The organism is Ligilactobacillus saerimneri DSM 16049, from assembly GCF_000423265.1.
GTDB classification, from domain to species: Bacteria; Bacillota; Bacilli; order Lactobacillales; family Lactobacillaceae; genus Ligilactobacillus; species Ligilactobacillus saerimneri.
The window spans coordinates 1-24,685 of sequence record NZ_AUHQ01000021.1 but is presented as its reverse complement, the minus strand read 5'-3'; the positions used below and the strand labels follow the sequence as shown (position 1 = coordinate 24,685).

The window sequence follows — 24,685 nt, the reverse complement described above, 5'->3', positions numbered from 1 at the left end:
TATAAAATACGGCAACTAGTGGTTATTTTCATTGGCGAGGAAAACTAACTGCTGGGGAGTTGAGCGCTCAGGGTCATAGTGGTAGTTGATGTTGAATCGTTTAACGCCCGCTAAATCATTAATATTATGGGCTGCCAAATAGGCCACCATATTGCCCCGGGCCTGTTTAGCTCGGGTTGCTTTTTGCTTAACCTTACCATTGTGAAGTTCACCAAAGATACAGGTGACAAACTGTTGGGTGGGAGTAAGATAAGGAATAATAGCTTGGGCGTATTCTTTGGAAGCCAGGTTGAGAACGAGATTGTCCTCGGCAAATAAAGTCTGGGCTAACCGATCACCCCAGTAATGATAGAGGTTAGATGTTCCCGCTACCTGGGCTGGCTCATTCATTCCTAAACGGTAGGGAACGATTCCGTCCCCGGGACGAAGAATACCGTAAAAACCAGAGAGAATCCGGAGATGACGGTGGACGTATTCCCATTCGGCATCTGAAAAAACATCCGCCCCCATGGCTTGATATTGGAGTCCAACAAAGGCTAACAAGGCAGGAGTGAGATTGTGGTGAAGATCAACCTGGTGAATCCGGTGGTAGTTAGCCATCACTAGACGTTCACTACATTGCCAAAGTTCATGAAGCTCGGCTGGGGAACGCGCTTTGAGGTAGTCAAGGATGACTGCTGCTTGGTCAATGAACTGGGGTAAGGTGCGGTAAGGTAATGAATCAGTATCAACACGCATCTTCCGTGCGGGTGAAATAATAATTTGCATAACGGTCGCCTCCTGATAACTATTGTAGCCTAGGAGGGTTAATTTGGGGTAAGATAAGTTGTGAAGTTAAGCAAAGGGGTTTTATGATCATGAATAAAGACCGTCAAGATTTTTATCTGCAGAAGATGACTCCGAGTGGATATCAAAAAATTACCGCAGAAATAGCTCAGCTAGATGCTGATCGACCGGCTAAGATCAAGGCATTGCAAAAAGCACGCGCATTAGGGGACCTCTCAGAAAATGCGGATTATTCGGCCGCTAAGCGTGATCTGCGCCACTTGGAAAGTCGGTTACGGTTTTTACATAAGCAACTGCGGTATGCCGACGTAATCACACCGCAAGATAATGGAAAGGTTGAATTGGGAACCTATGTCACTTTGCGCTTTGATGACGGGGCAGAAGAAACCTTTCGAATCGTAGGTAAGCAAGAAGTTGATGTTGATGCCCAACTGATATCATTTGCTTCGCCCCTTGGTGCGGCCTTAATGGAAAAAAGGTAGGAACGACGGTAACGGTTGAAGCCCCAGCAACGACCTACCAGGTAACAATTATAAAAATTACAGTTTAGTTATTACTAAAAAATGGAGAATGTATCGTTTCTTGATGGGCAGTAGACAGACTATTGCTTTCAAGAAACAGGTCATTCTCCATTTTTTATTATGAGATGATGTCATGGATATGCGCAGAGAAAAAAGCTGGTTCAGGAGCAGTTAAAGTTAATTTCTCTCCGGAAAAAGGCAGGCTTAACCGTAACCATTTCCCATGCAGGAACATGGGGCCTGTGGCAGGCAGAGGGTTGTACAGGGGATCGTTAACAATGGGGTGACCACTGTGTGCTAAATGAACCCGGATTTGGTGGGTCCGTCCGGTTGCCAAAGTTAATTTGACAAGAGAAGTAGTAGCAGTCGTCCCCAATACTTGGTAATTGGTCTGGGCATGTTGCGCCTTGGGACCAGCAGCTGCGCGCTTGCGTCGGTCATCCGGGTCTCGGCCGATCGACCAAGTCCATTTTCCGGTAGCGGGTGTGATCTGCCCTGTCGCCAGGGCCAAATACTCGCGGTGAATCGCCCCCATGCTGATCAGGCGGTCAAGAATCGGAACGACAATTGGATTTTTGGCTACAATTAAGGCCCCGCTAGTTTGTTGGTCTAATCGGTGCACAATATATGGGGCTAGACCTTGTGGCTGGAGATATGTAGCAACGTCATTAAGGACCGTTCCCATTTCGCCAGAATAATTAGGGTGTGACTTTTTCCCTGCTGGTTTATTGATGACTAGCAAGTCACGATTTTCGTAAAGAACATCGATATGAGCTTGCGGACTGGGACGATAACTGGATACAGCTGTACGAAATTCGGCCCCAGTGAAGGTTAATGTGACTTGGTCATGTGGCGATACCAAGTCGTTCATATTACGGTAGTGCCCGTTAATAATGACATTCTTATTAATTCTTAAAAAATGTGTGAATCGTCGGGGAAGTAACCATTGTTTTTCCAATAAAGTGCGTACAGAGCAAGGGGTCTGAGTTGGGGCGAGTGTTTCTGTGATCTGCCATTCTTTATTCAAAAGACATCAATCCTTTGGTTGTTATGAGGTGGTCGATGGGGATATCAAAAGCTTCAACTGTCCATTCTGGAGAGGCAAAGAGCATTGCGTCAGGAACCAATGCACAAGTTGTTCCCGAATAATCGCTCAGATAGCGGTCATAGTAGCCACCACCAAAACCCAGACGCCAACCGTGGTCTTGAGAAAAAGCGATCCCCGGAACAATGATTAGGTCGATGTTAGCCTTGTCTACTACTGCTGCTGGGTCAAAAGCTGGTTCGGGAATTCCAAATTCGCTGATAATGCGGTGTTCGGGACCAGGATCAGGTAAGAAAACCATTTGTCGTTGGGGCATGGTCCTAGGGATAACAACTGTTTTACCACTTGTGCGTGCTAAATTAATCAATCGTTCCGTGGGGACTTCACCAAAACCACTAACAGTAGTAGCAATGGTTTGGGCCTGTGCCCAAAACGGACTGGTTATCAGTTGTGTAATTAACGGGGCGGCCGCCTGGTCAATTTCTTCCTGGTGGGTATGGAGGCGCTGAATTTGGGCCTGGCGCCAGGTTTTTTTATTTATCATGTGGTCACATCCTTGTTAAATTCCACTTAACAGGATAGCATATTTTAGCTGGTGTTCAAAAAATGTCCGGGGAGGTTTATAATGTAGATAAAACAAACGTTCGGTTAGAGGGAGATACAATGCATCAAGAATCATTATTTGCTGCCAATAATCGCCAAGAACCATTGGCTAGTCGGGTTCGACCCCGGACCCTAGCTGAAGTGATTGGACAGAGACACCTACTTGGCCCTGGGCGCATTTTGCGTGAACTTATCACCCATGACCAAGTATCCTCGTTGATCCTGTGGGGACCACCAGGGGTGGGGAAGACAACTCTTGCACGCATTATTGCAGCCCAAACTAAAGCAGAGTTTATCAGTTTTAGTGCAGTTGATAGTAGTATCAAAACGATTCGGGAAGTAATGAAAAGAGCCGAAGCCAATAGTGATTATGGTCAACAAACCATTGTATTTATTGATGAAATTCATCGTTTCAATAAGGCACAACAGGATGCTTTTCTCCCTTATGTCGAACGGGGAAGTATCACACTGATTGCTGCCACAACAGAGAATCCGTCATTTGAACTAAACTCCGCACTTTTATCGCGGTGTAAAGTCTTTGTCCTAAAACCATTAACAACGGATGACATCATAACATTATTACAGCGCGTAGTGCAGGATGAGCGGGCGTTCCCTGGAGTGACAGTTGAGTTAGGTCACGAAGCTCAAGTGATGCTCGCAACGTTTGCAAACGGGGATGCGCGGACTGCACTCAATATTTTGGAAATGGCAGTGCTCAACAGTGATCACCGAACGGCGAATAAGGTAATAGTTACTCCAACCCAATTACAGCAGTTAACGGGGCAGAAAATGGTTCTTTATGATAAAAATGGCGAAGAACACTATAATATCATCTCTGCCCTCCACAAAGCCTTACGTAATAGTGATGTGGATGCGGCCATTTATTGGTTATCCCGGATGTTGGCCGGGGGCGAAGATCCATTGTACATTGCTCGCCGTTTAGTCCGCTTTGCGAGTGAGGACGTTGGTTTGGCGGATACCAATGCCCTGCGGGTAGCAGTAGATGTTTTCCAGGCTTGTCAGTTTATTGGGATACCGGAATGTGATGTTCATTTGACAGAAGCAGTGATTTACTTGGCTTTAGCCCCTAAATCCAACGCCGTCTATGCAGCACGGCAGCGAGTGCGTCATGATGTCCAAGCAACTATTAATGAGCCAGTTCCGCTGCAGATTCGGAACGCTCCGACAAAGTTGATGCAGGAACTGGAGTATGGCCAAGGTTATCAATATGCACACGCTACGGCAGCCAAATTGACTACTATGAAGACAATGCCGGACAACCTGCAGGGGCACCGCTACTATTACCCGACGACAGAGGGGCATGAAGGGCGGTTTAAGGCACGCCTTGAAGAGATCCAGCGGTGGCACGCTCAGCATGACCATCCTTCCTCATGAAAGTTTAATTTAAACACCAGGATTTTAATTATTGTTTAAATGCTTTTTCCCTTATAATGGGGAATAGTATTTCATAGATTGAGGAGAAGAAATAATGCAAAAGCAATCACAACATGTTGTTAAGGGGATCATCCTGGCTGCCTTGGCTTCAGTGATGTGGGGGATCTCAGGGACGATTTTACAATTCATTTCGCAGACCGCACATATTCCGGCAGCGTGGTTCCTATCTGTTCGGACATTGATTTCTGGAGTGATTATTCTGACCATATCTTTCTTTGTTTATGGAACGAAGATCTTTACAGTTTTTAAAGACCGCCGTCAAGCATTCTACTTATTTGCATATGGGATCTTGGGGTTGGCTTTGAATCTACTGACTTTCTATCATTCTGTACAGTTAGGGAATTCGGCGATGGCAACTATCCTCCAGTATCTAAGCCCACTATTTATTGTTTTAGGGACAGTCGTTTTAGAACGCCAGTGGCCATTACGCTCTGATCTTATTGCTTTCGTTATTGCCTTAGTCGGGATTTTCCTGTCAATTACGCGGGGAGATATCTCCCAGCTTTCGATTCCGATGTCAGCTTTCCTTTGGGGACTGGGATCTGGGATTACAGCGGCTTTTTATGTGGTCCTACCGCGCCCGGTAGTGGCAGAACATCCACCATTTGTGGTGCTTGGTTGGGGGACTTTGATTGCTGGTGTTTTCTTCAATATTCAACGCCCATTATGGGTGGGAGCTCCGGCACTGAACATGAAGTTGGTTTTAGCAATTGGTGCGGTAATCCTGTTAGGGACAATTTTACCGTTCGGGACATTGCTATATAGCTTGCACTTTGCGCCAGCAGATGTGGTTAGCATTATGGATGCAGTTCAGCCATTAGCAACCTTAGTCTTGAGTGTAATCTTCTTTAGTTTACATTTAACCTGGGCTGAAATCATCGGGTCGATCTTGGTTATCGTAGGGATCTATGTGTTACAACGTGGCCGGCGCCAAGTTGAACAAGATACACAACAGTTTGAATAATTTAATAAGCAAAGAAAAAACCACGCCTCTGAGTGTAGGAACGCGTAGTAGCGGTCTACCATATCAGAGGCGTGGTTTTTTATTGATGTTAAATATTATGCGCGGGACTTGTATTCCCCAGTAACGGTGTTGATCACTAGGACATCACCGGTTGCAATAAAATCAGGAACAGTTACCACCAGGCCGGTCTCCATAGTTGCAGGTTTGCCACCGCTAGCAGCAGTCGCCCCCTTAATATTGGGTGCAGTCTCAGTTACTTTCATGGTAACAGTTGTGGGTAGTTCGATTCCAATCAGTTCGCCATTGGCAAAGTCGAGTTGGACTTCCATATTCGGCATTAAATATGGCTCTTCGTTGCTAAGCTGTTCTTTGGTTAACTCATATTGTTCGTAAGTTTCCATATCCATGAAAATTTCCAGCTCACCTTCACCGTAGAGGTATTGGGCAGTTTTTTTATCGACCATTACCAAATCAACTTTTTCGGAGGGACGCATCGTTGTTTGCACGATTGCACCAGTCCGCACATCGGTCAGTTTCATTTGCATGACGGTGTTACCCTTGCCAGGTTTATGGTGATTTGACTCCAAAACCTTGATCAATTTACCACCTTGTTCAAAAATCATACCTTTTTTAAGATTAATTGCTTCTACTGCCATAAAAATCGCTCCTTAGTTTAGTAAAAATTAGCAGGTTAGGGTAATTTTTTCATGGGTGGTGGAGCTTGGGCCAGTGCAAATCCTTTTAGTGTCATAGTATATCTCACTCTACTTAAAATAATTCATCTTTAAGTATAACGGAAAGCGTCTTCAATTTTAAAGAAAAATTTGAATTTAGAATGCTAAGTACCAGTAAATAAGGTATGATAAAGGAGTAACGTTGCATGAAAGGAAGTAGTCATTTATGGGACAATCAGTACCCCCACGTATCCTGATCGCACAAGATCTCTCTGCCATGGGCAGTCTATCAATGCAGACTGCACTGACGCTGTTTCAGGCGTGTGATTTTAGTATTGGTGTCCTGCCGACTACAATTTTATCGACGCAAAGTGAAGGTTTTGGGTCACCAGCAGTCCTAGACACTACTTTATGGACCCAGCAGACCCTGCAGCATTGGGTTAAGGAGCAGATCAGATTTACCGCTGTGGTTGTGGGCTACTATGATAACGAAGCAGTGGGAGACCAGCTTGCAGATTATCTGGACCAGCAAGCAGCCGCAATGGATTTGGTCCTCGTTGATCCGGCCTTTGCCGATAATGGGGAGCCATACCCATTACAAGGACTAGCCCATATGGAAGGCTTGCGACGCCTTTTACGTCGGGCCACCCTTGCAACTCCAAACCTAACGGAAGCATGTCTTTTGACAAACACACCCTTGTTCACGCCGAATCCGCAAGCAGTGCGAGCTTTATTGGTTAAGTTTAACCAATTGTTGGCTCCCGGAGGACAAACGGTCCTGACGGGGCTTGAGTTTGGCGACCAGGTAGGGGTGGCATGGCTTGACCCACTTGAGGGACGACTGCAACAGGTGACTTTGCCTCGGCTTCCAGGACATTTTTATGGGAGTGGCGATACCTTCACTGCGTTGTTAACGATCTTGTTGTGCCAACAACGGGATTTGAATACGGCAGTTCGCCAAGCAACAGACTTACTACATGAAGGTCTGGTTGCGACTATGAAGGCTAATGACGAGCGGCGTTATGGAATAAAGTTGGGAGCTATTATTGCAGCTCTACAAAGTTTAGCATAAGGGGAGATACTATGGATACAACTGCAAATGTAAAGAAAATTACGGTAGTTGGTGTTATGACCGCCCTTAACATTGTTATCGCGCGGGTCTTTTTGATTCCAGTGCCAATGACTAAGGGCTTTTTGAATCTTTGTGACGCCGGAATTGTGTTGATTGCCCTTCTTTATGGTGCTAACTATGGTGGACTAGTGGGAGCATTAAGTGGTTTCCTCTTAGATCTATTAGCAGGGGCGCCTCAGTACATGTTGTTTTCTTTGGTCATTCACGGTTTTGAAGGATGGGTTTTTGGTAAGGTAATTGAAAAAGAAAAGACACCAGGACGGTTAGTACTAGCAGTTGTTTTAGCGACAATCATTGTCTCTTGCGGGTATCTTGCTTGCGAAACATTTCTTTTCAAGTTTTCAACAGCGATTATTGGGTTCCCAATGAATATCCTCCAAGCAATTGTAGGTTCGCTGGTGGGGATTGTATTATATTCACAACTACGGAAAGTAATTCATTAATTAGCTATTATTGCTTGTGAAGGTCACGGGAAAAGCGATCTTCACAGGCGTGGAGGCTGGAAAAACTTTGTTTTTCCAGTCTTTTTTTTTGTAAATAAATATGTTGCCGGCTACATAATGCTGTGATAAAATCTTTTTATCTAATTTAAGTAGCCGGCAACATATTTTACGAAAGGATACAAAAATGATAGATAAGAAGCTCGCTCATCAGGCCCCCTTAGGGTTGGCCCTGTTCAAATTACGGCGGATGTATGGACAGTTAGTTCGTCACCAACTATGGCAACATGATCTTTACCATGGTCAAGATATTATTTTGGGTATATTGGACCGGGTGGGTCCATGTTCACAGACGGAATTACGCCAAAGATTACAGATTCAGCACACAACGGTGGTTAAAACAATTATGCGTTTAGAACGTAAAGGTTACGTTCAGCGGTATAAATTAGCTACAGACCGCCGCGTAACTATGGTGGAACTTACACCGGCGGGACATGACCTAGCGAAAGAACTAGCGCAGGTGTGGATCACTAGTGAGGGTGTGATTACAGCGGGGCTAACCCCTGCGGAACAAGCAGAATTTATCCGGTTAACTAAAAAAATAACAGCGAATATTAGTAAAAAATTGGATGAATACCATAAGGAAGGTGAAGAGAAGCGATGTGGAAGATAATGAAAACACGGATGTCTTGGCCAGCAGTGGCAGGGGCAGCTATGTTTATGTTGCTCCAAGTTTTAAGTGATTTGAACCTCCCGGCCATCACTTCCCAATTAATTGACAAGGGCGTTGCTAGAGGAGACCTAGCATATATTTGGCAAGCTGGGGGGAAGATGTTACTGTTTGCGGGCCTAAGTATTTTGGCAGCAATCGGCAATGTGTACTTGGCGTCAACACAGGCACAGAAACTAGGAGCACGGTTACGGGAAGAGCTTTTTGCCAAGGTGGTTAACTTCGGTGACCAAGAGATGGGAAGCTTTGGGTCATCATCTTTGATCACCCGGACAACCAACGATGTGATGCAGATCCAAAATGTAGTAATTATGATGCTCCGGATGATGCTGATGTCGCCTTTGATGTTATTGGGGGCCGGCTTCATGGCTTATGTTACCGAGCGTCGCTTAGCGATGATCTTTTTAATCTCTGTCCCGTTGCTTTTATTAGCCGTTTGGTTAGTGATGCGTAATGCGGTGCCCCTGTTTAAGAGTTTACAAAAGAAAATCGACAACATTAATTTGGTTTTTCGTGAAGGCTTAACCGGAGTTCGGGTAATTCGGGCTTTTCGGCGGGATAGTTTCGAGCAAGAGCGTTTTGACCAGGTTAACCAGGATTACACCCAAACGGGGATCAAAGTCTTTAGCCTAACTTCAATGATGTATCCGATCATGATCACTGTTCTAAGCTTCACCAATATTGGAATTGTATTGTTGGGAAGTCGTTTGATCGGGGCGATGGAAATGGAAGTAGGAAAGTTGGTTTCCTTTATGACTTATGCTTCGATGGTGTTATTCAGTTTCATGATGCTTTCAATGGTCTTTGTCTTTATCCCGCGGGCCCAGGCGGCTGCAAGCCGAATCAATGAGGTCCTAGCCACACCAGATTCATTGCCCGCACCCGATGATGTGCAAACAGTGGCAGCCACTACCCCGGCTAGTTTAGAATTTGAGCAAGTTTCTTTCCGTTACCACGGGGCAGAAGAATTAGCCTTGACGGGACTTAATATCAAAATGGATGCTGGACAGACCCTTGCGATTATTGGGGGGACAGGGTCAGGGAAGACGACCTTAATTAACCTTATCCCCCGCTTATATGATGTGGAACAAGGGCGGGTCCTGGTTGATGGACTAGATGTGCGCAATATGGCTAAACATGACCTGCATAAGCGGGTAGCCTTTACTCAACAAAAAGCTATTCTGTTCAAAGGGACCATTCGGTCTAACCTGCAGTTTGGGAAACCAGACGCCACTGATGAAGAAATGTGGCATGCACTGGAGGTTGCTCAAGCCAAAGACTTTGTGGCTGCTTTGCCTGATGGTTTGGATGCAGTAGTTGAACAGAATGGGGAAAATTTCTCTGGTGGTCAGAAGCAACGGTTGACGATTGCCCGCGCAGTCATCAAGCCAGCCTCGATTTATGTTTTTGACGATTCATTTTCAGCTCTGGATTTCAAAACGGATGCCAACTTACGGGCAGCATTGAAGCATGACCCTGCAATTCAAAAAAGCGTGGTTGTGATTGTAGCCCAACGGGTAGCAACAGTAACCCAAGCTGATCAGATTATCGTTTTAGATAATGGTAAAGTTGCCGGTCAGGGCACACATGCTGAACTGATGGCCAATAATCCGACTTACCAAGAGATTGTACACTCGCAAATCAGAGAAGGAGGGCAAGCATAATGGGACCACATGGACGGCGGGGCCGGGGACCACAATCCCAAGAAAAGGCCCAACATTTCTGGAAAACTATTTGGCGGTTAGCCCGCTACATGGGACCATGGAAATGGCTTTTCGCATTGGCAATGATTTTGGCAATTGGGGCTACTGTTTTTCAAATTATTGCCCCCAAGATCCTGGGGGAAGCAACTACGGTGATTTTTGCTGGGGTTAAGCAAGGCTATGCCCAAATTAAGGCCGGGCAGCAGTTGACCCACTTACCAATCGCTTATGGCAAAATTACGCATATCATGATTGTTGTAGCGCTTGTTTATATTTCAGCGGCTGTCTTGACTTTCGGACAGCAATTCATTATGGCTAATATTTCGCAGCGGTTAGTTTATCGTTTGCGCAAGGATCTTAAGGCGAAGATGGAACGGTTGCCAATCGCTTATTATGATACCCATTCTAATGGGGACATCATGTCCCGGGCGGTTAATGATATGGATAACATTGCCGGGACACTCCAACAAAGTCTGGCACAGTTGGTAACCAGTTCGATTACTTTTGTCGGTGTTTTTGTGATGATGCTGACGATTAGCTGGAAGTTAACGCTGATCGCCTGTGTTACGATTCCATTAAGTATGGTTGTTGTGGGAATTGTAGCGCCAAAGTCGCAACGCTTCTTTGCTATCCAACAAGAGAGTTTGGGACTGTTGAATGATCAGGTCGAAGAAACATATGCGGGGCACGCTGTGGTCAAGACATTTAACAAGGAAGACGATGAGATTACCCAGTTCCAAGCAGAAAATCAACGTTATTATGCTGCTTCATGGAAAGCCCAGTTTATTTCTGGCTTGATTATGCCCCTGATGAATATGGTCAAAAATATCGGTTATGTTATGGTAGCGATAGTTGGGGGCCTAGGGGTTGCTAATGCCACATTAACTTTGGGAAATGTCCAAGCATTTTTGCAATATGTTAACCAGTTTACGCAACCAATCACCCAAATTGCTAACTTGGCAAACACTATCCAAGCAACCGCAGTTTCTGCAGAGCGGATCTTTGCGGTTTTGGACGAGGACGAAATAACAGATCACCCAGTTGCAACGCCAGTTCAAGTAGGTGCTCCGAAGGTTGCTTTCCGGGATGTACATTTTGGTTATAGTCCGGATAAACCCCTCTTACAAGGCTTCAATATGGAAGTTCCAGCAGGCAAGCAAGTTGCTATTGTGGGACCAACTGGAGCGGGGAAAACAACCCTGATTAATTTGTTGGAAAGATTCTATGATATTGATCAAGGGGCAATTTTACTGGATGGACAAGATACGCGCAATATGGCACGGGCTGATTTGCGGCAACATATGGCGATGGTTCTTCAAAATACCTGGCTGTTTTCGGGATCGATATATGACAACATCAAATACGGACGTGAAGATGCTACTGAGGAAGAAGTCATTGCAGCTGCTAAGGCAGCCCACGTAGATACCTTTGTACGCCAGCTTCCAGATGGATATGATACTGTTTTAGGGGAAGATGCGGGGAATATCTCGCAAGGGCAACGGCAGTTACTGACGATTGCCCGAGCTTTCTTGGCTGATCCAGAGATCTTAATCTTGGACGAAGCCACTAGTTCCGTGGATACGCGAACCGAGCTTTTAATTCAGCATGCAATGGACAAGCTACTCAAGGGACGAACAAGTTTCGTGGTGGCCCACCGTTTATCAACGATTCAGGATGCCGATCAAATCATTGTCATGAATCACGGCACAATTGTAGAAACCGGAACGCATGCCAGCTTGTTGGCCCAAGGGGGCTTCTATGCTGATTTATATAATAGCCAATTCAATCAAGCAGGTAATCTCTAAAATCAAAAAGCTTCGGAATTTTCCGAAGCTTTTTTGCGTACAATTATTAGAGATGGAGATAATTAGAGTGTGAATCTTATAAAGTCAGGTTTTTCACTGTGACTTTTTTGATAATCGGTTTATTTCGTTCTTCCTGAGCTTTCAAACGACGCATATCTTTTTGAAAGACTTCGTTGATCGCATCAAAAGAAAGCCACAGGGCAAGGGGGAAGAATGCCATCACACCAATCATTGCCAATAAACACATCTTCATGAGTGAAATTACATCCATAATAAAGTCCCCCTTCAAACAAATTCTGAATCCGCTTACATATATAGGTTAACAAATATAAGTTTTTTTGTATATACTTTTAGATAGAAAACGCATACATTTTAATGATGGAGTCTTTAATGTGCTGTATTATAGGCTTTATCACCTCATAAAGTGATAAGGGGATTAAAAAGTGATTAGTTCGTAACATAAATTTTATGTTATAAACAAATAACTAAGCGCAAAATAAGGGGAGTATTCAAGTAAAATGAAAAATGTTAATATATGGGTATCAAACGAGGAGGGACGGTTATGAGTGTCGATTCGCCATTAGTTTTAGGTGTTTTATTTATCGCAACGGGTTACATTAGTTATGCAACTTATCGGGATAATAACAAACCCCTGAGTTTCATGTCAGGTTTGCTATGTGCATGCTTTTTGGTCGCAACAATTTATGTTTTGCTGCGCTAAATTAATAATTAATCGCAAAAAATAGCGGGTATGAATGCAAGGAAGTAACATTCATGCCCGCTATTTGTAGTTTAGTAACTAGTTTTAGAATTGGCGCTTACGATCTAATGTTTTGATTAACCATAAAATCGGTAACCCGAGGACAACAACCCCAATAAAGAGGATAACTCCCCACGGATCATTGACAACCTCACTGCCGAGGATAAATAACCCACCACCTAAGGCCACCAGTGGCACCAAGGGATAAAGTGGAACCGAGAAAGGACGGGGTTCGGTTCTCCGGTGCCGTAAAACAAAAAGTCCAAAGAAAGCCAAGGTATAGAAGCAATACACAGTGAAGACACAGAGGTCAGATAAGTGATCGGGATTAAAAAAGAAGGTCATTAAGATAGCGATCACCATCACTGCTCCTGTGGCATAAACCGGGGTTTTTGCTCGTGGGTGTAAATAAGCTAGGTAACGAGAAAACGGTAAGTCACCACGTTTAGCCATAGCGTATACGATACGAGGGAAGGTTAATAGTTTGCCATTAAGTGTTCCCATCATCGAAATGATGATTCCAATCGCAAGCAGTTTCCCTCCTAGTTGACCAAAGGCAGTTTGTGCTAAGTAGGCAGTTGCCTTTTCTCCTAAAGCAAGAATCTTGTTGGCTGGAAGAAAGCGAAAGACACTGAATGAAATCAAGGTATAAATCAATAAAACAGCGCTGACCCCAATAATGATAGCCTGCGGAAGAAGTTTTTGGGGATTTTTCATTTCACCCCCGAGGTTTGCGATCAAAATCCAACCATCATAAGCAAACAGGGTGGCCAAAACAGCGACCCCCATGTTACCGCTAGCTTGATGAACAGTCGTTACAGTCTGACCTAGGGCAGTAACATGCCCGTGGAGAATTCCCCAAACGATAATGGCGGTAATAGGAACTAGCTTACAAAGCGTAGTGAGGATAGAGAAGAAAGCTCCCACGCGGTTTTCAAACATATTAAGGACACTGATGGCAACAATCATAACAACTGCCACGGGGATTCGCCATTGTTCTGGCCAACCAAAAAATTCAGTGATGAGGATACTCATAAATCCCGCCACAGATGCTGAAATTGCTGGCCCGTAAACGATCACCTGCATCCAGCCAGCTAAAAAACCAAGCCGACGTCCAAAGATATTTTCGATATAAACGTACAAGCCACCGGTAACCGGCATTTGTGCCCCAATTTCGGCAATAGTTAGACCAGACGTTAGGGTGATTACACCCCCAATGATCCAAGCAAGTAAGGCGTGTGTGGAAGAACCAGCACTGGCCAAAACGGATGCTTGTTTAAAGAAGATACCGGAACCGATAATTGTTCCGATGACAATTGATAATGCCGATCCCAATCCCAGGGTCCGGTTAAGTTCAGGTTGGTGGTTCATAATTTACACACTCCTTAAGTATTTGCAAAAAGGGAGCGTGACAGAAGTCAGGTGGCTTCATCTTCACGCTCCCATGAGCGTAACCCGAAAGTGCTAGGCACTCTCAATTACATGCGTAGTATTTAGTTATTGGTTATGGACGTAATCTGTTCAACATTCTTGGGAATGGGCTACCTTCACGAATGTGGTCAGAAAGGGTAATCCAAGCGATGAAACGTTCTAGCCCCATCCCGAAACCAGAGTGAGGAACTGTCCCGTATTTACGGAGGTCAGCGTACCAACCATAGTCGGCCATATCAAGGTGGTTTTCAGCAAATTTTTGGACTAAGTAATCATAGTCAGTAGCACGTTCTGAACCACCGATGATTTCACCGTAGCCTTCTGGAGCTAAGAGGTCAGCGCAGACAACTTGGCGATCGTCTTCAGGATCAGGCTTCATGTAGAAGGCCTTGATTTCCTTTGGATAGTTCAAAATAAAGACCGGCTTTTGGAATTGATCAGCCAAGTATGTTTCTTCAGGCGAACCAAAGTCATCACCAAACTTGGAGTCAAAACCGCCTTCTTGTAACATCTCGATGGCCTTCTTGTAAGTGATCCGTGGGTAAGGCAATTCAGTGAATGGACGTAATGATTCTACGCTCCGGCCCACGGTTTCTAATTCACGGGCACAGTTATCAATGAGGCTTTGCACCAAGTATGCGATGTATTGTTCTTGGAGTTCCAAGCTTTCAGGTTGGTGCATCCAGGCCATTTCTGGTTCAATCATCCAGAATTCCGTTAGGTGCCGCCGTGTCTTGGACTTTTCAGCCCGGAAAGTTGGTCCCATAGTGTATACCTTACCTAAGGCCATAGCGCCTGCTTCTGCATAGAGCTGACCAGATTGGGAAAGGTAAGCATCATCATCAAAGTACTTAGTATGGAAGAGGTCCGTGGTCCCTTCTGGTGAACTACCGGTCAAGATGGGAGCATCAAGCTGGGTGAAACCATGCTTAGCAAAGAATTCCATTGTTGCTAACTTGACTTGGCTCCGGATCTTAAGCATTGCGTTGGGCTTGGAGGACCGCAACCACAAGTGACGGTGATCCATCAAGAACTCTACCCCGTGTTCCTTATTGCCGATTGGGTAATCATCACTTTCACCGACAAGTTCGATGGATTGAACTTGGATTTCGTAACCAAACTTAGACCGAGAATCTTCATGAATTTCACCGGTTACCCAGAAAGATGTTTCCTGGTGTAACTCGTGTTTAGCCATGTCCCAAACTTCAGGGGTTACTTGATTTTTGAGCAAGATTCCTTGGAAAAAACCTGTTCCGTCACGAAGTTGTAAGAAGGCGATCTTACCACTTGAACGCTTATCAGTTAGCCACACGCCAATTTTAACTGTTTCGTTGACGTGCTTAGGTGATTCACTAATTGTAATAGTTTGCACTTTGTGCTCCTCCTTAAAATTAAAGTTGTTAGGTATAGTTTATAGCTTCTATTTTACTACAATCATAGGTGTTAGTGCTTAGAGGATTTGGATTCCCGCAGCAGCACATTGGGCGAGCATATCTTCAGGCCACAAACTAGCTTGAACTTCACCGATATGTGCTTTCCCCAATAACAACATACACAACCGGGATTGACCGATCCCACCGCCAATAGTATATGGAAGTTCACCGTTTAAGAGCATCTTGTGGAAAGGCAGATCCTTCCGCTCTTCGGCATGGGCCAACTTGAGTTGTTTACGCATGGATTCTTCACTTACCCGGATCCCCATACTAGAGATTTCAATGCGTGATTGTAAGGGCTCATACCAGAATAGCAGGTCCCCGTTGAGCTCCCAATCATCGTAGTCAGGGGCGCGTCCATCGTGAGGTTCTTGGCTTTGGCGAAGCTTACCACCGATTTGCATAACAAAGACAGCACCGTATTCTTTAGCAATGCGGTTTTCCCGTTCTAATGGGGTAAGTTCTGGCCACCGGTCTTCTAATTCTTGGGTGGTAATGAAGTGCACTTGGTCTGGTAAATGGTGCACTGCTTGGGGATACTTATACCAAACTTCGTGTTCCATATGCTTGATGACCTTGAAGATTTGGCGCACGGTCCGCTTGAGTGTTTCTTCGGTCCGTTCTTCTTTGGCGATCACTTTTTCCCAGTCCCATTGATCGACGTAAATAGAATGATAGTTATCCAGTTCTTCGTCTTTCCGGATGGCGTTCATGTTGGTGTACAAGCCCTCGTGCATCCCGAAACCATAACGCTTGAGCGCATAACGTTTCCACTTGGCTAAAGAGTGAACGACTTCGATAGTTTCGCCAGGGAGGCCAGCCATTGTGAACGAAACCGGTTGTTCAATTCCGTTCAAGTTATCGTTCAACCCGGTACTCTTTTCAACAAACATCGGTGCGGACATCCGTTGCAGATTGAGTTCTTGACTGATCTCATCTTGGAATGTTTCACGAATATAACGAATAGCAGCTTCGGTTTCCCGAATGGATAATTTTGGATCATAATCACGTGGAATGACTAAACTCATGGCAATTGCCTCCTTCTAAAAATAAAAACTATTAGCCGGGGAAAGCAACAAAAAAGCCCTTCGTCCCCCTTGTAAGGGACGAAAGGCTTTTGTTCCGCGGTACCACCCAAATTATCCAGTTTGTTCTGGATCAGCTCACTAGAGCACCATCATGCTCCGCCGGCGAGGTAACGGACCGGTTCCGACTGAGTCTACTCTGAATGAGATTCATTTGGGTCAGTAGCACTGCGAAAAAGTGTTATTCATCAATCGAGGGTCTGCTGGTTTCACACTAATACCAACTCACTGGAAGAATCGGAATGACTACTTGTCTTTCTCATCGCTTTTTCAATTTATTAATTGCATTTTAACCTAATTTTGGAAAAATGCAAGCATAATTTTTATTAATCAGAAAGATTATTTTCTTGAGCACTGATTACCAAGACCCCATTATCCATGGTAGCTTGGAGATGGTTAACGTCAGGATGATCTAGATAAAAATCAGTGACCTTGTCACGAATTTGTTGTTCGATTACCCGCCGTAGTGGCCGTGCCCCCATAGCTTCATCATAGCCTTCTTCGATCAAGAAATCCTTAACGTCATCGTTAACGGTAAGGTCTAAGCCTTTCTTAGCCAAGGTGTGGTTGACATCAGCTAACATCAAATCAACGATGGCCCGAAGATCTTCTTTTGTCAGATGAGAAAATTCTACAATGGCATTGAACCGGTTAAGAAATTCTGGCCGGAAGTATGGAGCAATCCGTTCCATAATAGTTTCATCCTTGTGATCATTACCAGTCAGTTTTTCATTGCCAAACCCGGCATTAGAGGTAGCGATAATCACGGTGTTCTTAAAGTTGACGGTATTGCCTTGACCATCTGTTAACCGCCCATCATCTAAGACCTGTAAGAGAAGGGTAATGACCTGTGGGTCGGCTTTTTCAATTTCATCTAATAGGATGATGGAGTATGGGTTCCGCCGTACTTTTTCGGTTAAAGTGTTACCATTGTCACCATACCCGACATAACCGGCAGTTGCCCCAATCAATTTCGAAACAGCTGTCCGATCAGAATATTCTGACATATCTAACCGGATGATGCTATCTTTGGAGCCGAACATATCACGGGCGAGCTGTTTAGCTAATTCAGTTTTACCAACACCGGTTGGGCCGACGAAGAGGAAGGAGCCGATTGGGCGGTTGCCTTCATCAAATCCAGCCCGGTTTCTCCGAATAGCCCGAGCCACAGCTGCAACAGCTTCGTCTTGGCCGATGACCTTGCCCTTGAGGCGGGCTTCCATGTTTTTCAGTCTTTCGATATCAGAAGCCCCCATCTTAGATACGGGAATCCCCGTCATCCGTTCAACGGATTGTGCGATGTCATCAGGAGTAGCCGTGACTTTTTGTGCTTGGGAGTGGTTTTGTAATTGATGCTCAAGTTCTGCTACGCGTTGTTTCTTAGCTTGTGCTTGTTCGTAATCTTCAGCAGCTGCGGCCTTTTTTTGAGCAACTTTGAGTTCAGCGATCTCTTTTTCGAGTTGTTTGTCATCAACAACTGGGTGTTGGGATGCCAAGTGGGCAGCTGTCATATCGATCAGGTCGATAGCTTTGTCAGGGAGACTCCGTTGGGGAATATATTGGATAGAGTAATCCACTGCTGCCTGTAAGACTTTATCTGGTAAGACAACGTTGTGGTGCTTTTCGTATAACTTCCGAATACCTTTCAAGATAGCGAAAGTATCAGCTGCACTAGGTTCTTTGATCACTACTTGGTTGAACCGCCGATCTAAGGCGCCATCTTTCATGATGGTGTTGCGGTACTCATCTTGCGTGGTTGCCCCAATAACAGTGAGTTCACCCCGAGATAAGGCTGGTTTGATGATGTCTGCCAAGCCCTTACTCCCATCGTTATCACCAGTAGAACCAGCACCTAAGATTTGGTGGATTTCATCGAAGAAGAGGATGATGTTTCCAGCTTCTTTGACTTCTGTGATCAATTTTTGAATATTTTCTTCAAATGAGCCCCGGAATTGAGTGCCAGCTTCTAAGCCAGAGATGTCAATTGAGATGATCTCTTTATTTTTAATCGCTGCCGGTACATTTCCCTGAACAATTGCTTGGGCTAACCCTTCAACAACTGCTGTTTTACCAACCCCGGCATCACCGACGAGAACAGGATTGTTCTTGGTTCGTCTAGCTAAGATTTCGGCGGTTTCTTGAATTTCCTTGTCCCGTCCGATCACTGGGTCTAACTTATGTGCCCGCGCTTCTGCGGTTAGGTTTCTCCCTAGCTTTTGTAAAATACCTGCTTTTTGTTTGTTAGTATTTGACCGGCCAACTTGTCCTTGTTGTGCTTGTGATTGAATATTATTAGGCAACTTGCCGGTTTTACGATAGTGAGCATATTCTTCAGGAGATACTTCTTGGCCATTGATATGATACCGCCAATCAACTCCCATATTGCTCAACATATTGTCGAAAATATCGTCCATGTTATCTGAAAATGGATCCATTGGAATTCTTGCCATAAATATCCCTCATTTCTTTAATGCTCAAATAGTTAAATGCAAAATTGATTTAATCTTTGAGATAATGTTCTTCGAGTTCTTTGAGAATCTGCCACATGGCCACTTCTTGTGTGGCTGCCAATGCATGCAGATCACGTAAATTTAACGAGGTTGCACTCGTTTGTTGCTTGTTAAATGACTTGTGTAGGGTGGTGTAGCCATAACCAGATTTTTTAGCTACTTTGTAAATAGTTAGATGGTTATGTTCGAGATAACCCTTAATGTCGATTCGCACTACTCTCACCTCCACGACTTATATACTACCACAAACGTGGTATATTACAATGGTGAAATATCACTTTTGTGATATACTTAACCTTTTCTTAAGATTTAAGCACAGAGGAGCAATAAAATAATCAGCGAGAAAGGGATGTTTCTTGCTATAATTACGAAAGAAAAATGTAATTGAGGAAGGATACATATGAAAACACGGAAGACGATCGCAGCTGAAGCTGAACAAGTAATGGTAGACTTTGCGCGTGTATACAGTCCCAAGGGCAAAAAGATGGATGCCCTGATCAAGCAAACGCAAGCAGATTTAGCTGCCCGCCAAGTGGCTCCGCAACAGATCATTGAAAAATTCATGCGGTTACGGTATGAATTGATTTTGCGTGCGGGCTGGCATATTTCGCCCGCAGAGGAAGCACTATTGAAGAAAATGGCTGAAATTAGTCGGGAACGGTCATTTTTGCCATTCAAACGGTATGATCCGTGGTTTTAATGAGGGAAGGAAGTGTTGGTGTGGCTAAGCAAAGTAAGCATGCATTCTGGGTTGGTGTTGCTATTTTAGCGTGTTCAATGTGGGGAATTTCAGGTCTTTTGGCTAAAGCTTTATTTAATCAGCAGATTTCTGCTATTTGGTTAACGCAGGTACGGATGGTAGTGGCCGGGGCAATATTATTAGTTATTGGTCATTTTAAAGGCGAGCAGATGACAGTGATTTGGCGGGACCGCAAGGCGGCTGGACGACTGGTGTTGTATAGTATCTTGGGTTTAATTCCTGTTCAATTTTGTTATTTTATGGCAGTAAAAGAAGGAAATGCAGCCATCGCAACAGTTTTACAGTTTACGTGTCTTTTCTTCGTGATGGTTTATGACACGGTAATCCGCCGGGTGCCGTTGCGGTTATTGGATATTATTTGTGCCTTAATTGCTTTTACAGGGGTAGCAACAATTGCCACTGAGGGACATTTTACCCATATGACGATTACGGTGTCAGTTCTGTTGTGGGGACTGGCATCAGCTTTGGGAGCAGCGGTTAACATGACGACTCCGGGGCCCTTGACACGTCGCTATTCGTCCTGGCAAGTAACAGGTTGGGGATTGTTAGTGGCCGGGATTGTGATGGTGATTGCTCATCCGGTTTGGGAGCCAGTTCATCTGACCCCGGTGACCATTCTTTTGGTGGTAGGAGTGATCATAATCGGAACCCTATTACCGTTCCAAATGCTTAACCTAGCGTTGCGTCACATCACAGCGACAACGGCCAACATGATGGATGCGTTTGAACCTTTGGCCGCTACGATTGGTTCAGTATTATTTTTAGGCTTGTCAATGACAAGTGCTGATTATATCGGAACGTTTCTGGTGATTGGTGCGGTCTTGGGACTCAACTATCGACCAGCTGTAAAAAAGAAAGTGCGCAAAATGGAATGAAAATGCGAAGCAAATTTGTAGGAGCTGGGAGAAAATTGTTTTCTCCCAGTTTTTCTCTTTATCTACTAATATTTCCCACTCACTTCTTTGCTGCCAAACAGGTAAAGGGTTAAAACATAGGGGATACGAGATATAGAAAAATAGGTGCTAAAGCGAGAGCATAAGGATTTTAGAGCTTTTAGGCGCATATATTACTATATGTCGTGTGGGACTAGAAAAAGGGTGAATTAGTAGGCGGTTGTTTTTAAAATAAAATTTCTTTTTTTAAGAAACACACTTTATAAAAAATCCCCATTCATTCTTGAATGAGGACCTGAACTAGTTATTTTTTCAATGGAAGTAGGGGGGATTTGGAAGCCAATATTATTGGGTTAAAATAGAGCAAAAAAATAACCTTCATGCTCTATTAATACATAACATCTCAGTTGGAGTCCGCTTTGGGTCTCTCCCGGTAATCATGAGCATTGAAGGCTATAGGTTTTGCAATAAGGAGTATCTATTGTTCCCACGTCCTTTATTTAACTATTTCACTCTAGTCATCCTTGATGATCTAGACTCTCTTATATAACAATTAGTAACAGATATTCAAATGTGACAAACATTATCCTAAACTATTGATTCAAGAACATAAATGATGTCAGCCTATTCAGGCGTCAGATGTTGGTTCCATTACCCCCTTAGTACGTAGTGAAACTGCAAACATTGATTGATCTCAAATATCGTTCTAATTGTGGGAATCCCTTGACTCCTTACACTTATTTTATACCATAGCTACCTCCTTTTTGCAAGCGCTTACTTCAATCAAAAAAGGTGGATGTAATCATAAAAAAACACCCGTAGCACTATGTGCTACGGATGCCTGCTTTTATTCATAATTAGTGAGGATTATTGAATTTCAATATGATGGTTATTGGCAATTTCCTCATCAGTCTTAGGAAGAGTAATCTTGAGAACACCATCTTCATACTTAGCAGCGATCTTTTCCCGAGCAACATTAGGGAACTGATACTGACGGGTAAACCGTCCATAGCTCCGTTCGCTGGCGATTAGATTGCCTTCATGATCGCTTTGATCACTGAAAGAATCACGCTTTGCTGAAACAGTTAAGATATTGTTCTTGAAATCAATTTGAATGTCTTGCTTGTCAACTCCAGGAAGGTCAATATTAACTTGATAATCCTTAGAAGTTTCGGCGACATCAGTCTTCATGTAGGTATCATGGCCGTCTAAATTGAAGAAAGAACGACCAAAGTTGCTGAAGAAGTTATCACTATTCATAAAATCGTTAAATCTGTTTTGCAATTCATTTGCCATAATTACTACTTCCTTTCTTGTTTACGCCTTTATCATAGCGCACAAAAACGAGTTGTCAAGCTAAAGGTCAAAAAAAGTCAAACAACTTAATAAAAGCTTAATAACAACGATTTCAACAAAGGTCAAAGAAAAGAGCTTGTTTCCTGATCAAAAAAAGCGCATGCTTTGGTTTCTATATATTATACGGTTGCATCTACCAAGGGGTAGGTGCTTTTTTATTTACGATGATGTTTTTTACGCCAATGATCATACCAACTTCGTCCCAACATTCCGAGAATGATGGTTAGGGCAATGCAATATCCAATAATCCCAATGCGTGCAATATATGGGTGGTCTGCACTGACTTGAACTAAAAGTGATGATCCCAAGATGACAGCCGCGAGGATGATGGCGATGACAATTCGATTAGTCAATCGTTCTAATTTACTAACGAATTTGGTTAAGCCAGTGTGATGGAGGTTGATTTGACTTTGACCACTCTCCAAGGTGTCGAGGAGGTGGTTGATTTTACGTGGGATGTGCGGAACATCCTGCAATGATTGACCGAATAGCAGAAGGTTATCTTGTAAGCTAGCATGCAGGTCGATTTGTTGGAACCATTCTTTGAGAGCAAAAGGACGGGCGATATCTAGTAAAGATAGGTTGGGGTCAAGCTGGGCAATAGTAGACTCTAAGGATGCAACGGCTTTGATTAAGGTTATTGCCTCACTTTTAATTTGGAGGTTGTAGCGGCGACATAGCTTGACAATGTCGAACAGTATGGTTGCCAAATTAAGATCAACGATGTTGGTTGTAAAAAATGGCTTCAAAAAGACGGCTAACTCCTGACGAAAAGCATTGTGATCGACAGGTCCGGTTTGATTGCAGATGGCAAGTACTGCTTGGGTGATGTCATACTCATCGCGAAGGGCTAGAGCAGTGACAACATTACGTAAATTAGCGGCGAGTAGCGGTGAGATCCGTCCCATCATACCGAAGTCAAGGTAGATCAGGCGTAAGGGAGGTAAGGCTTGCTTACTAGTGACTTGTGTTGAGATTGGACCAAGTTGTTTATGGAAGGATCGGCTAGTTACGGTGTGCCGATCATCCGTAGGAGCAACGAGAATATTGCCAGGGTGAGGGTCGGCATGGAAAAAGCGGTCTGTAAAAACTTGCTTGATGAAATTCGTTACCAGAGTTTGGGCGATGTAACGTCGCTCGCTAACGGGATGATCCGTATGTAAGTATTGTTTAATGCTACTACCAGGCATCGCCTCATTGACCAGGATTCGGGGCGCGCAAAGATCAGGATATACCCGCGGTACACGGATAATCCCCTCACCATTATTTAGTTTATAGAAGTCTTGACCGTTTTTGGCTTCTATACTAGTGTCAATTTCATTAATTAAGGAACTTTTGATTTCGGAATAAACTTGTCGGATATCGATAATTTTACTTTCGCTAGTGAAACGGAGAATTTTGACCGCTTGGTGGAGCAAATTAAGATCAATGGTAACCAGTTGTGCGACAGCAGGATGTTGAATTTTGACAACCACATTCTCTCCACTTGGTAAAGTAGCGTGGTGAACTTGACCAATGGAAGCAGAAGCGAAAGGTTTGTGTTCAAAGGAAGAAAATGTTGCTTCTAATGTTTTTCCTGTGGCCTCTTGATATATAGAAGAAACAGTATCGTAGTCGTCAACGGGCACCTGATCTTGAAGTTTATGAAGTTCATGAATGTATTCCGGAGTCATTAAATCAGGGCGGGTGGAAAGGATCTGTCCGATTTTAATGAAAGTCGGGCCTAATTCTTCCAATGCTTGTCGGACTTCTTGGGGATGGATTTGCTTACTGAAATTACTGAGAGCGTTATGACGGCGAATGACGGAAATGATTTCTTTAATGCGAGCACTTTTTTTGATGTTGCCTGATGCCATGATAAACCTCCTGAATAATAATCCTTATTACTATTTTACCATTAGGGGATAATTATCATTGGCGAACGATAAAAATATATAACGCAAAAAGTTCGTAATTAAAAAGGCATTTAAGCTGGTTGTTCACAGAAAGTTTGCTAAAACAAAAAAGATGGTATTTTATGTAAAAAAACCTTGACCGCCCTGGCAGTTGTGAGTATAGTAGATATCGTTGCTTGACACGAGATATTACATCTCTGTTGAGAACAAAAAATAAGTGTTGACATTGATCATAATAATGGTTATGATAATAAACGCTTGTTTTTACAGGTTGTCAATTCTTGATAAAATATTTTTTAAAAAAGTGTTGACATTAATTCCTGTGAATGATATATTATAAAAGTTGTTTTTCAACAACGAAGTAGATCTTTGAAAACTGAACAAAGTTTCGACAAATCAAATGTGTAGGGCTTCTTGCTAGACGCAAGAGCAAAACATTTGCGAATGTCAATTCGCTAGTAATTTTTACGAGTCTAATCGACTTAAGATTTTAAATCGAGAGTTTGATCCTGGCTCAGGATGAACGCTGGCGGCGTGCCTAATACATGCAAGTCGAGCGCATCGGCCCAACTGATTGAAGATGCTTGCATCCGATTGACGATGGTTTACCGATGAGCGGCGGACGGGTGAGTAACACGTAGGTAACCTACCCAGAAGCGGGGGATAACACCTGGAAACAGATGCTAATACCGCATAGGTCATTT

At 43.8% G+C, this 24,685-nt stretch carries 22 protein-coding genes, 1 rRNA gene, 1 pseudogene and 1 other annotated feature; of the genes and pseudogenes, 12 read left to right on the top strand and 12 right to left on the bottom strand.

Annotation, left to right across the window (positions count from 1 at the left end; translation table 11 throughout):
* Nucleotides 1-15: 15 nt before the first annotated feature.
* Nucleotides 16-768 carry a peroxide stress protein YaaA gene (yaaA, locus tag G541_RS0106055; protein ID WP_027826851.1) on the bottom strand — a complete coding sequence of 251 codons (753 nt, stop codon included), beginning with the start codon at nt 766-768 and terminating at the stop codon, nt 16-18.
* An 89-nt stretch (nt 769-857) separates the two neighbouring features.
* Between yaaA and greA the strand changes: the two are divergent.
* A pseudogene (gene greA, locus G541_RS09465) lies at nt 858-1,336 on the top strand (transcription elongation factor GreA).
* Nucleotides 1,337-1,425: 89 nt separating this feature from the next.
* Here the strand turns inward: greA and G541_RS0106045 are convergent.
* Both G541_RS0106045 and G541_RS0106040 read right to left on the bottom strand, forming a co-directional pair.
* Nucleotides 1,426-2,334, bottom strand: coding sequence for an RluA family pseudouridine synthase (locus tag G541_RS0106045; RefSeq protein ID WP_027826850.1), 909 nt, complete (start codon nt 2,332-2,334; stop codon nt 1,426-1,428).
* On the bottom strand, nt 2,327-2,896 hold the full coding sequence (locus tag G541_RS0106040; RefSeq protein ID WP_009553478.1) for a 5-formyltetrahydrofolate cyclo-ligase: 570 nt from the start codon (nt 2,894-2,896) through the stop codon (nt 2,327-2,329). Before G541_RS0106040 ends, G541_RS0106045 begins: the two co-directional genes overlap by 8 nt.
* Before the next feature lie 119 nt (nt 2,897-3,015).
* Here G541_RS0106040 and G541_RS0106035 point away from each other — a divergent pair, with 119 nt between their 5' ends.
* Nucleotides 3,016-4,350: a replication-associated recombination protein A gene (locus G541_RS0106035; RefSeq protein WP_027826849.1), complete on the top strand. Its 1,335-nt coding sequence runs from the start codon at nt 3,016-3,018 to the stop codon at nt 4,348-4,350.
* Between the two features lie 94 nt (nt 4,351-4,444).
* Complete coding sequence (locus G541_RS0106030; protein ID WP_009553474.1) at nt 4,445-5,374, top strand: DMT family transporter; 930 nt, start codon at nt 4,445-4,447, stop codon at nt 5,372-5,374.
* Nucleotides 5,375-5,469: 95 nt separating this feature from the next.
* Here G541_RS0106030 and efp read toward each other — a convergent pair whose 3' ends face one another.
* A complete protein-coding gene (gene efp, locus G541_RS0106025; RefSeq protein WP_009553472.1) occupies nt 5,470-6,030 on the bottom strand; it encodes an elongation factor P in 561 nt (186 codons plus the stop codon).
* A gap of 244 nt (nt 6,031-6,274) precedes the next feature.
* Between efp and G541_RS0106020 the strand changes: the two genes are divergently transcribed.
* From G541_RS0106020 to G541_RS0106000, 5 genes are all read left to right on the top strand, one after another.
* The gene (locus tag G541_RS0106020; protein WP_027826848.1) at nt 6,275-7,120 is read left to right on the top strand and encodes a PfkB family carbohydrate kinase; all 846 of its coding nucleotides are present in this window, start codon (nt 6,275-6,277) and stop codon (nt 7,118-7,120) included.
* Between the two features lie 11 nt (nt 7,121-7,131).
* The gene (locus G541_RS0106015; RefSeq protein WP_009553469.1) at nt 7,132-7,623 is read left to right on the top strand and encodes an ECF transporter S component; all 492 of its coding nucleotides are present in this window, start codon (nt 7,132-7,134) and stop codon (nt 7,621-7,623) included.
* Between the two features lie 184 nt (nt 7,624-7,807).
* Entirely contained in the window at nt 7,808-8,293 is a 486-nt protein-coding gene (locus tag G541_RS09460) for a MarR family winged helix-turn-helix transcriptional regulator (RefSeq protein WP_051174573.1), read from the top strand.
* Nucleotides 8,281-10,014, top strand: a complete 1,734-nt coding sequence (locus G541_RS0106005) for an ABC transporter ATP-binding protein (RefSeq protein ID WP_027826847.1) — start codon at nt 8,281-8,283, stop codon at nt 10,012-10,014. Before G541_RS09460 ends, G541_RS0106005 begins: the two co-directional genes overlap by 13 nt.
* The gene (locus G541_RS0106000; RefSeq protein ID WP_027826846.1) at nt 10,014-11,858 is read left to right on the top strand and encodes an ABC transporter ATP-binding protein; all 1,845 of its coding nucleotides are present in this window, start codon (nt 10,014-10,016) and stop codon (nt 11,856-11,858) included. Before G541_RS0106005 ends, G541_RS0106000 begins: the two co-directional genes overlap by 1 nt.
* A 76-nt stretch (nt 11,859-11,934) precedes the next feature.
* Here G541_RS0106000 and G541_RS0105995 read toward each other — a convergent pair whose 3' ends face one another.
* On the bottom strand, nt 11,935-12,129 hold the full coding sequence (locus G541_RS0105995; protein ID WP_009553461.1) for a hypothetical protein: 195 nt from the start codon (nt 12,127-12,129) through the stop codon (nt 11,935-11,937).
* 291 nt (nt 12,130-12,420) lie between these two features.
* Between G541_RS0105995 and G541_RS10405 the strand changes: the two genes are divergently transcribed.
* Entirely contained in the window at nt 12,421-12,579 is a 159-nt protein-coding gene (locus G541_RS10405; RefSeq protein WP_155824516.1) for a hypothetical protein, read from the top strand.
* Between the two features lie 84 nt (nt 12,580-12,663).
* Here the strand turns inward: G541_RS10405 and G541_RS0105985 are convergent, their stop codons facing one another.
* From G541_RS0105985 to G541_RS0105965, 5 genes are all read right to left on the bottom strand, one after another.
* A complete protein-coding gene (locus tag G541_RS0105985) occupies nt 12,664-13,989 on the bottom strand; it encodes an APC family permease (protein ID WP_009553458.1) in 1,326 nt (441 codons plus the stop codon).
* Nucleotides 13,990-14,122: 133 nt separating this feature from the next.
* Entirely contained in the window at nt 14,123-15,421 is a 1,299-nt protein-coding gene (gene asnS, locus G541_RS0105980) for an asparagine--tRNA ligase (protein WP_009553456.1), read from the bottom strand.
* A gap of 78 nt (nt 15,422-15,499) precedes the next feature.
* Complete coding sequence (gene asnA / locus G541_RS0105975) at nt 15,500-16,510, bottom strand: aspartate--ammonia ligase (RefSeq protein ID WP_009553454.1); 1,011 nt, start codon at nt 16,508-16,510, stop codon at nt 15,500-15,502.
* 71 nt (nt 16,511-16,581) lie between these two features.
* Nucleotides 16,582-16,839, bottom strand: a binding site (T-box leader).
* Between the two features lie 54 nt (nt 16,840-16,893).
* The gene (locus tag G541_RS0105970; protein ID WP_027826845.1) at nt 16,894-19,017 is read right to left on the bottom strand and encodes an AAA family ATPase; all 2,124 of its coding nucleotides are present in this window, start codon (nt 19,015-19,017) and stop codon (nt 16,894-16,896) included.
* A gap of 49 nt (nt 19,018-19,066) precedes the next feature.
* The gene (locus G541_RS0105965; RefSeq protein WP_009553450.1) at nt 19,067-19,291 is read right to left on the bottom strand and encodes a hypothetical protein; all 225 of its coding nucleotides are present in this window, start codon (nt 19,289-19,291) and stop codon (nt 19,067-19,069) included.
* A gap of 186 nt (nt 19,292-19,477) precedes the next feature.
* On the opposite strand from G541_RS0105965, the gene G541_RS0105960 reads away from it, so the two are divergent.
* Nucleotides 19,478-19,777: a hypothetical protein gene (locus tag G541_RS0105960; protein WP_009553448.1), complete on the top strand. Its 300-nt coding sequence runs from the start codon at nt 19,478-19,480 to the stop codon at nt 19,775-19,777.
* A gap of 20 nt (nt 19,778-19,797) precedes the next feature.
* Complete coding sequence (locus G541_RS0105955) at nt 19,798-20,712, top strand: DMT family transporter (protein ID WP_009553446.1); 915 nt, start codon at nt 19,798-19,800, stop codon at nt 20,710-20,712.
* Between the two features lie 885 nt (nt 20,713-21,597).
* On the opposite strand, the gene G541_RS0105950 is transcribed toward G541_RS0105955, so the two are convergent.
* Nucleotides 21,598-22,026, bottom strand: coding sequence for an Hsp20/alpha crystallin family protein (locus G541_RS0105950; protein ID WP_027826843.1), 429 nt, complete (start codon nt 22,024-22,026; stop codon nt 21,598-21,600).
* A 215-nt stretch (nt 22,027-22,241) separates the two neighbouring features.
* The gene (locus G541_RS0105945; RefSeq protein ID WP_035163036.1) at nt 22,242-23,942 is read right to left on the bottom strand and encodes an ABC1 kinase family protein; all 1,701 of its coding nucleotides are present in this window, start codon (nt 23,940-23,942) and stop codon (nt 22,242-22,244) included.
* Nucleotides 23,943-24,472: 530 nt separating this feature from the next.
* Here G541_RS0105945 and G541_RS0105940 point away from each other — a divergent pair.
* Nucleotides 24,473-24,685 (top strand): 16S ribosomal RNA (locus G541_RS0105940); the annotation flags it as partial.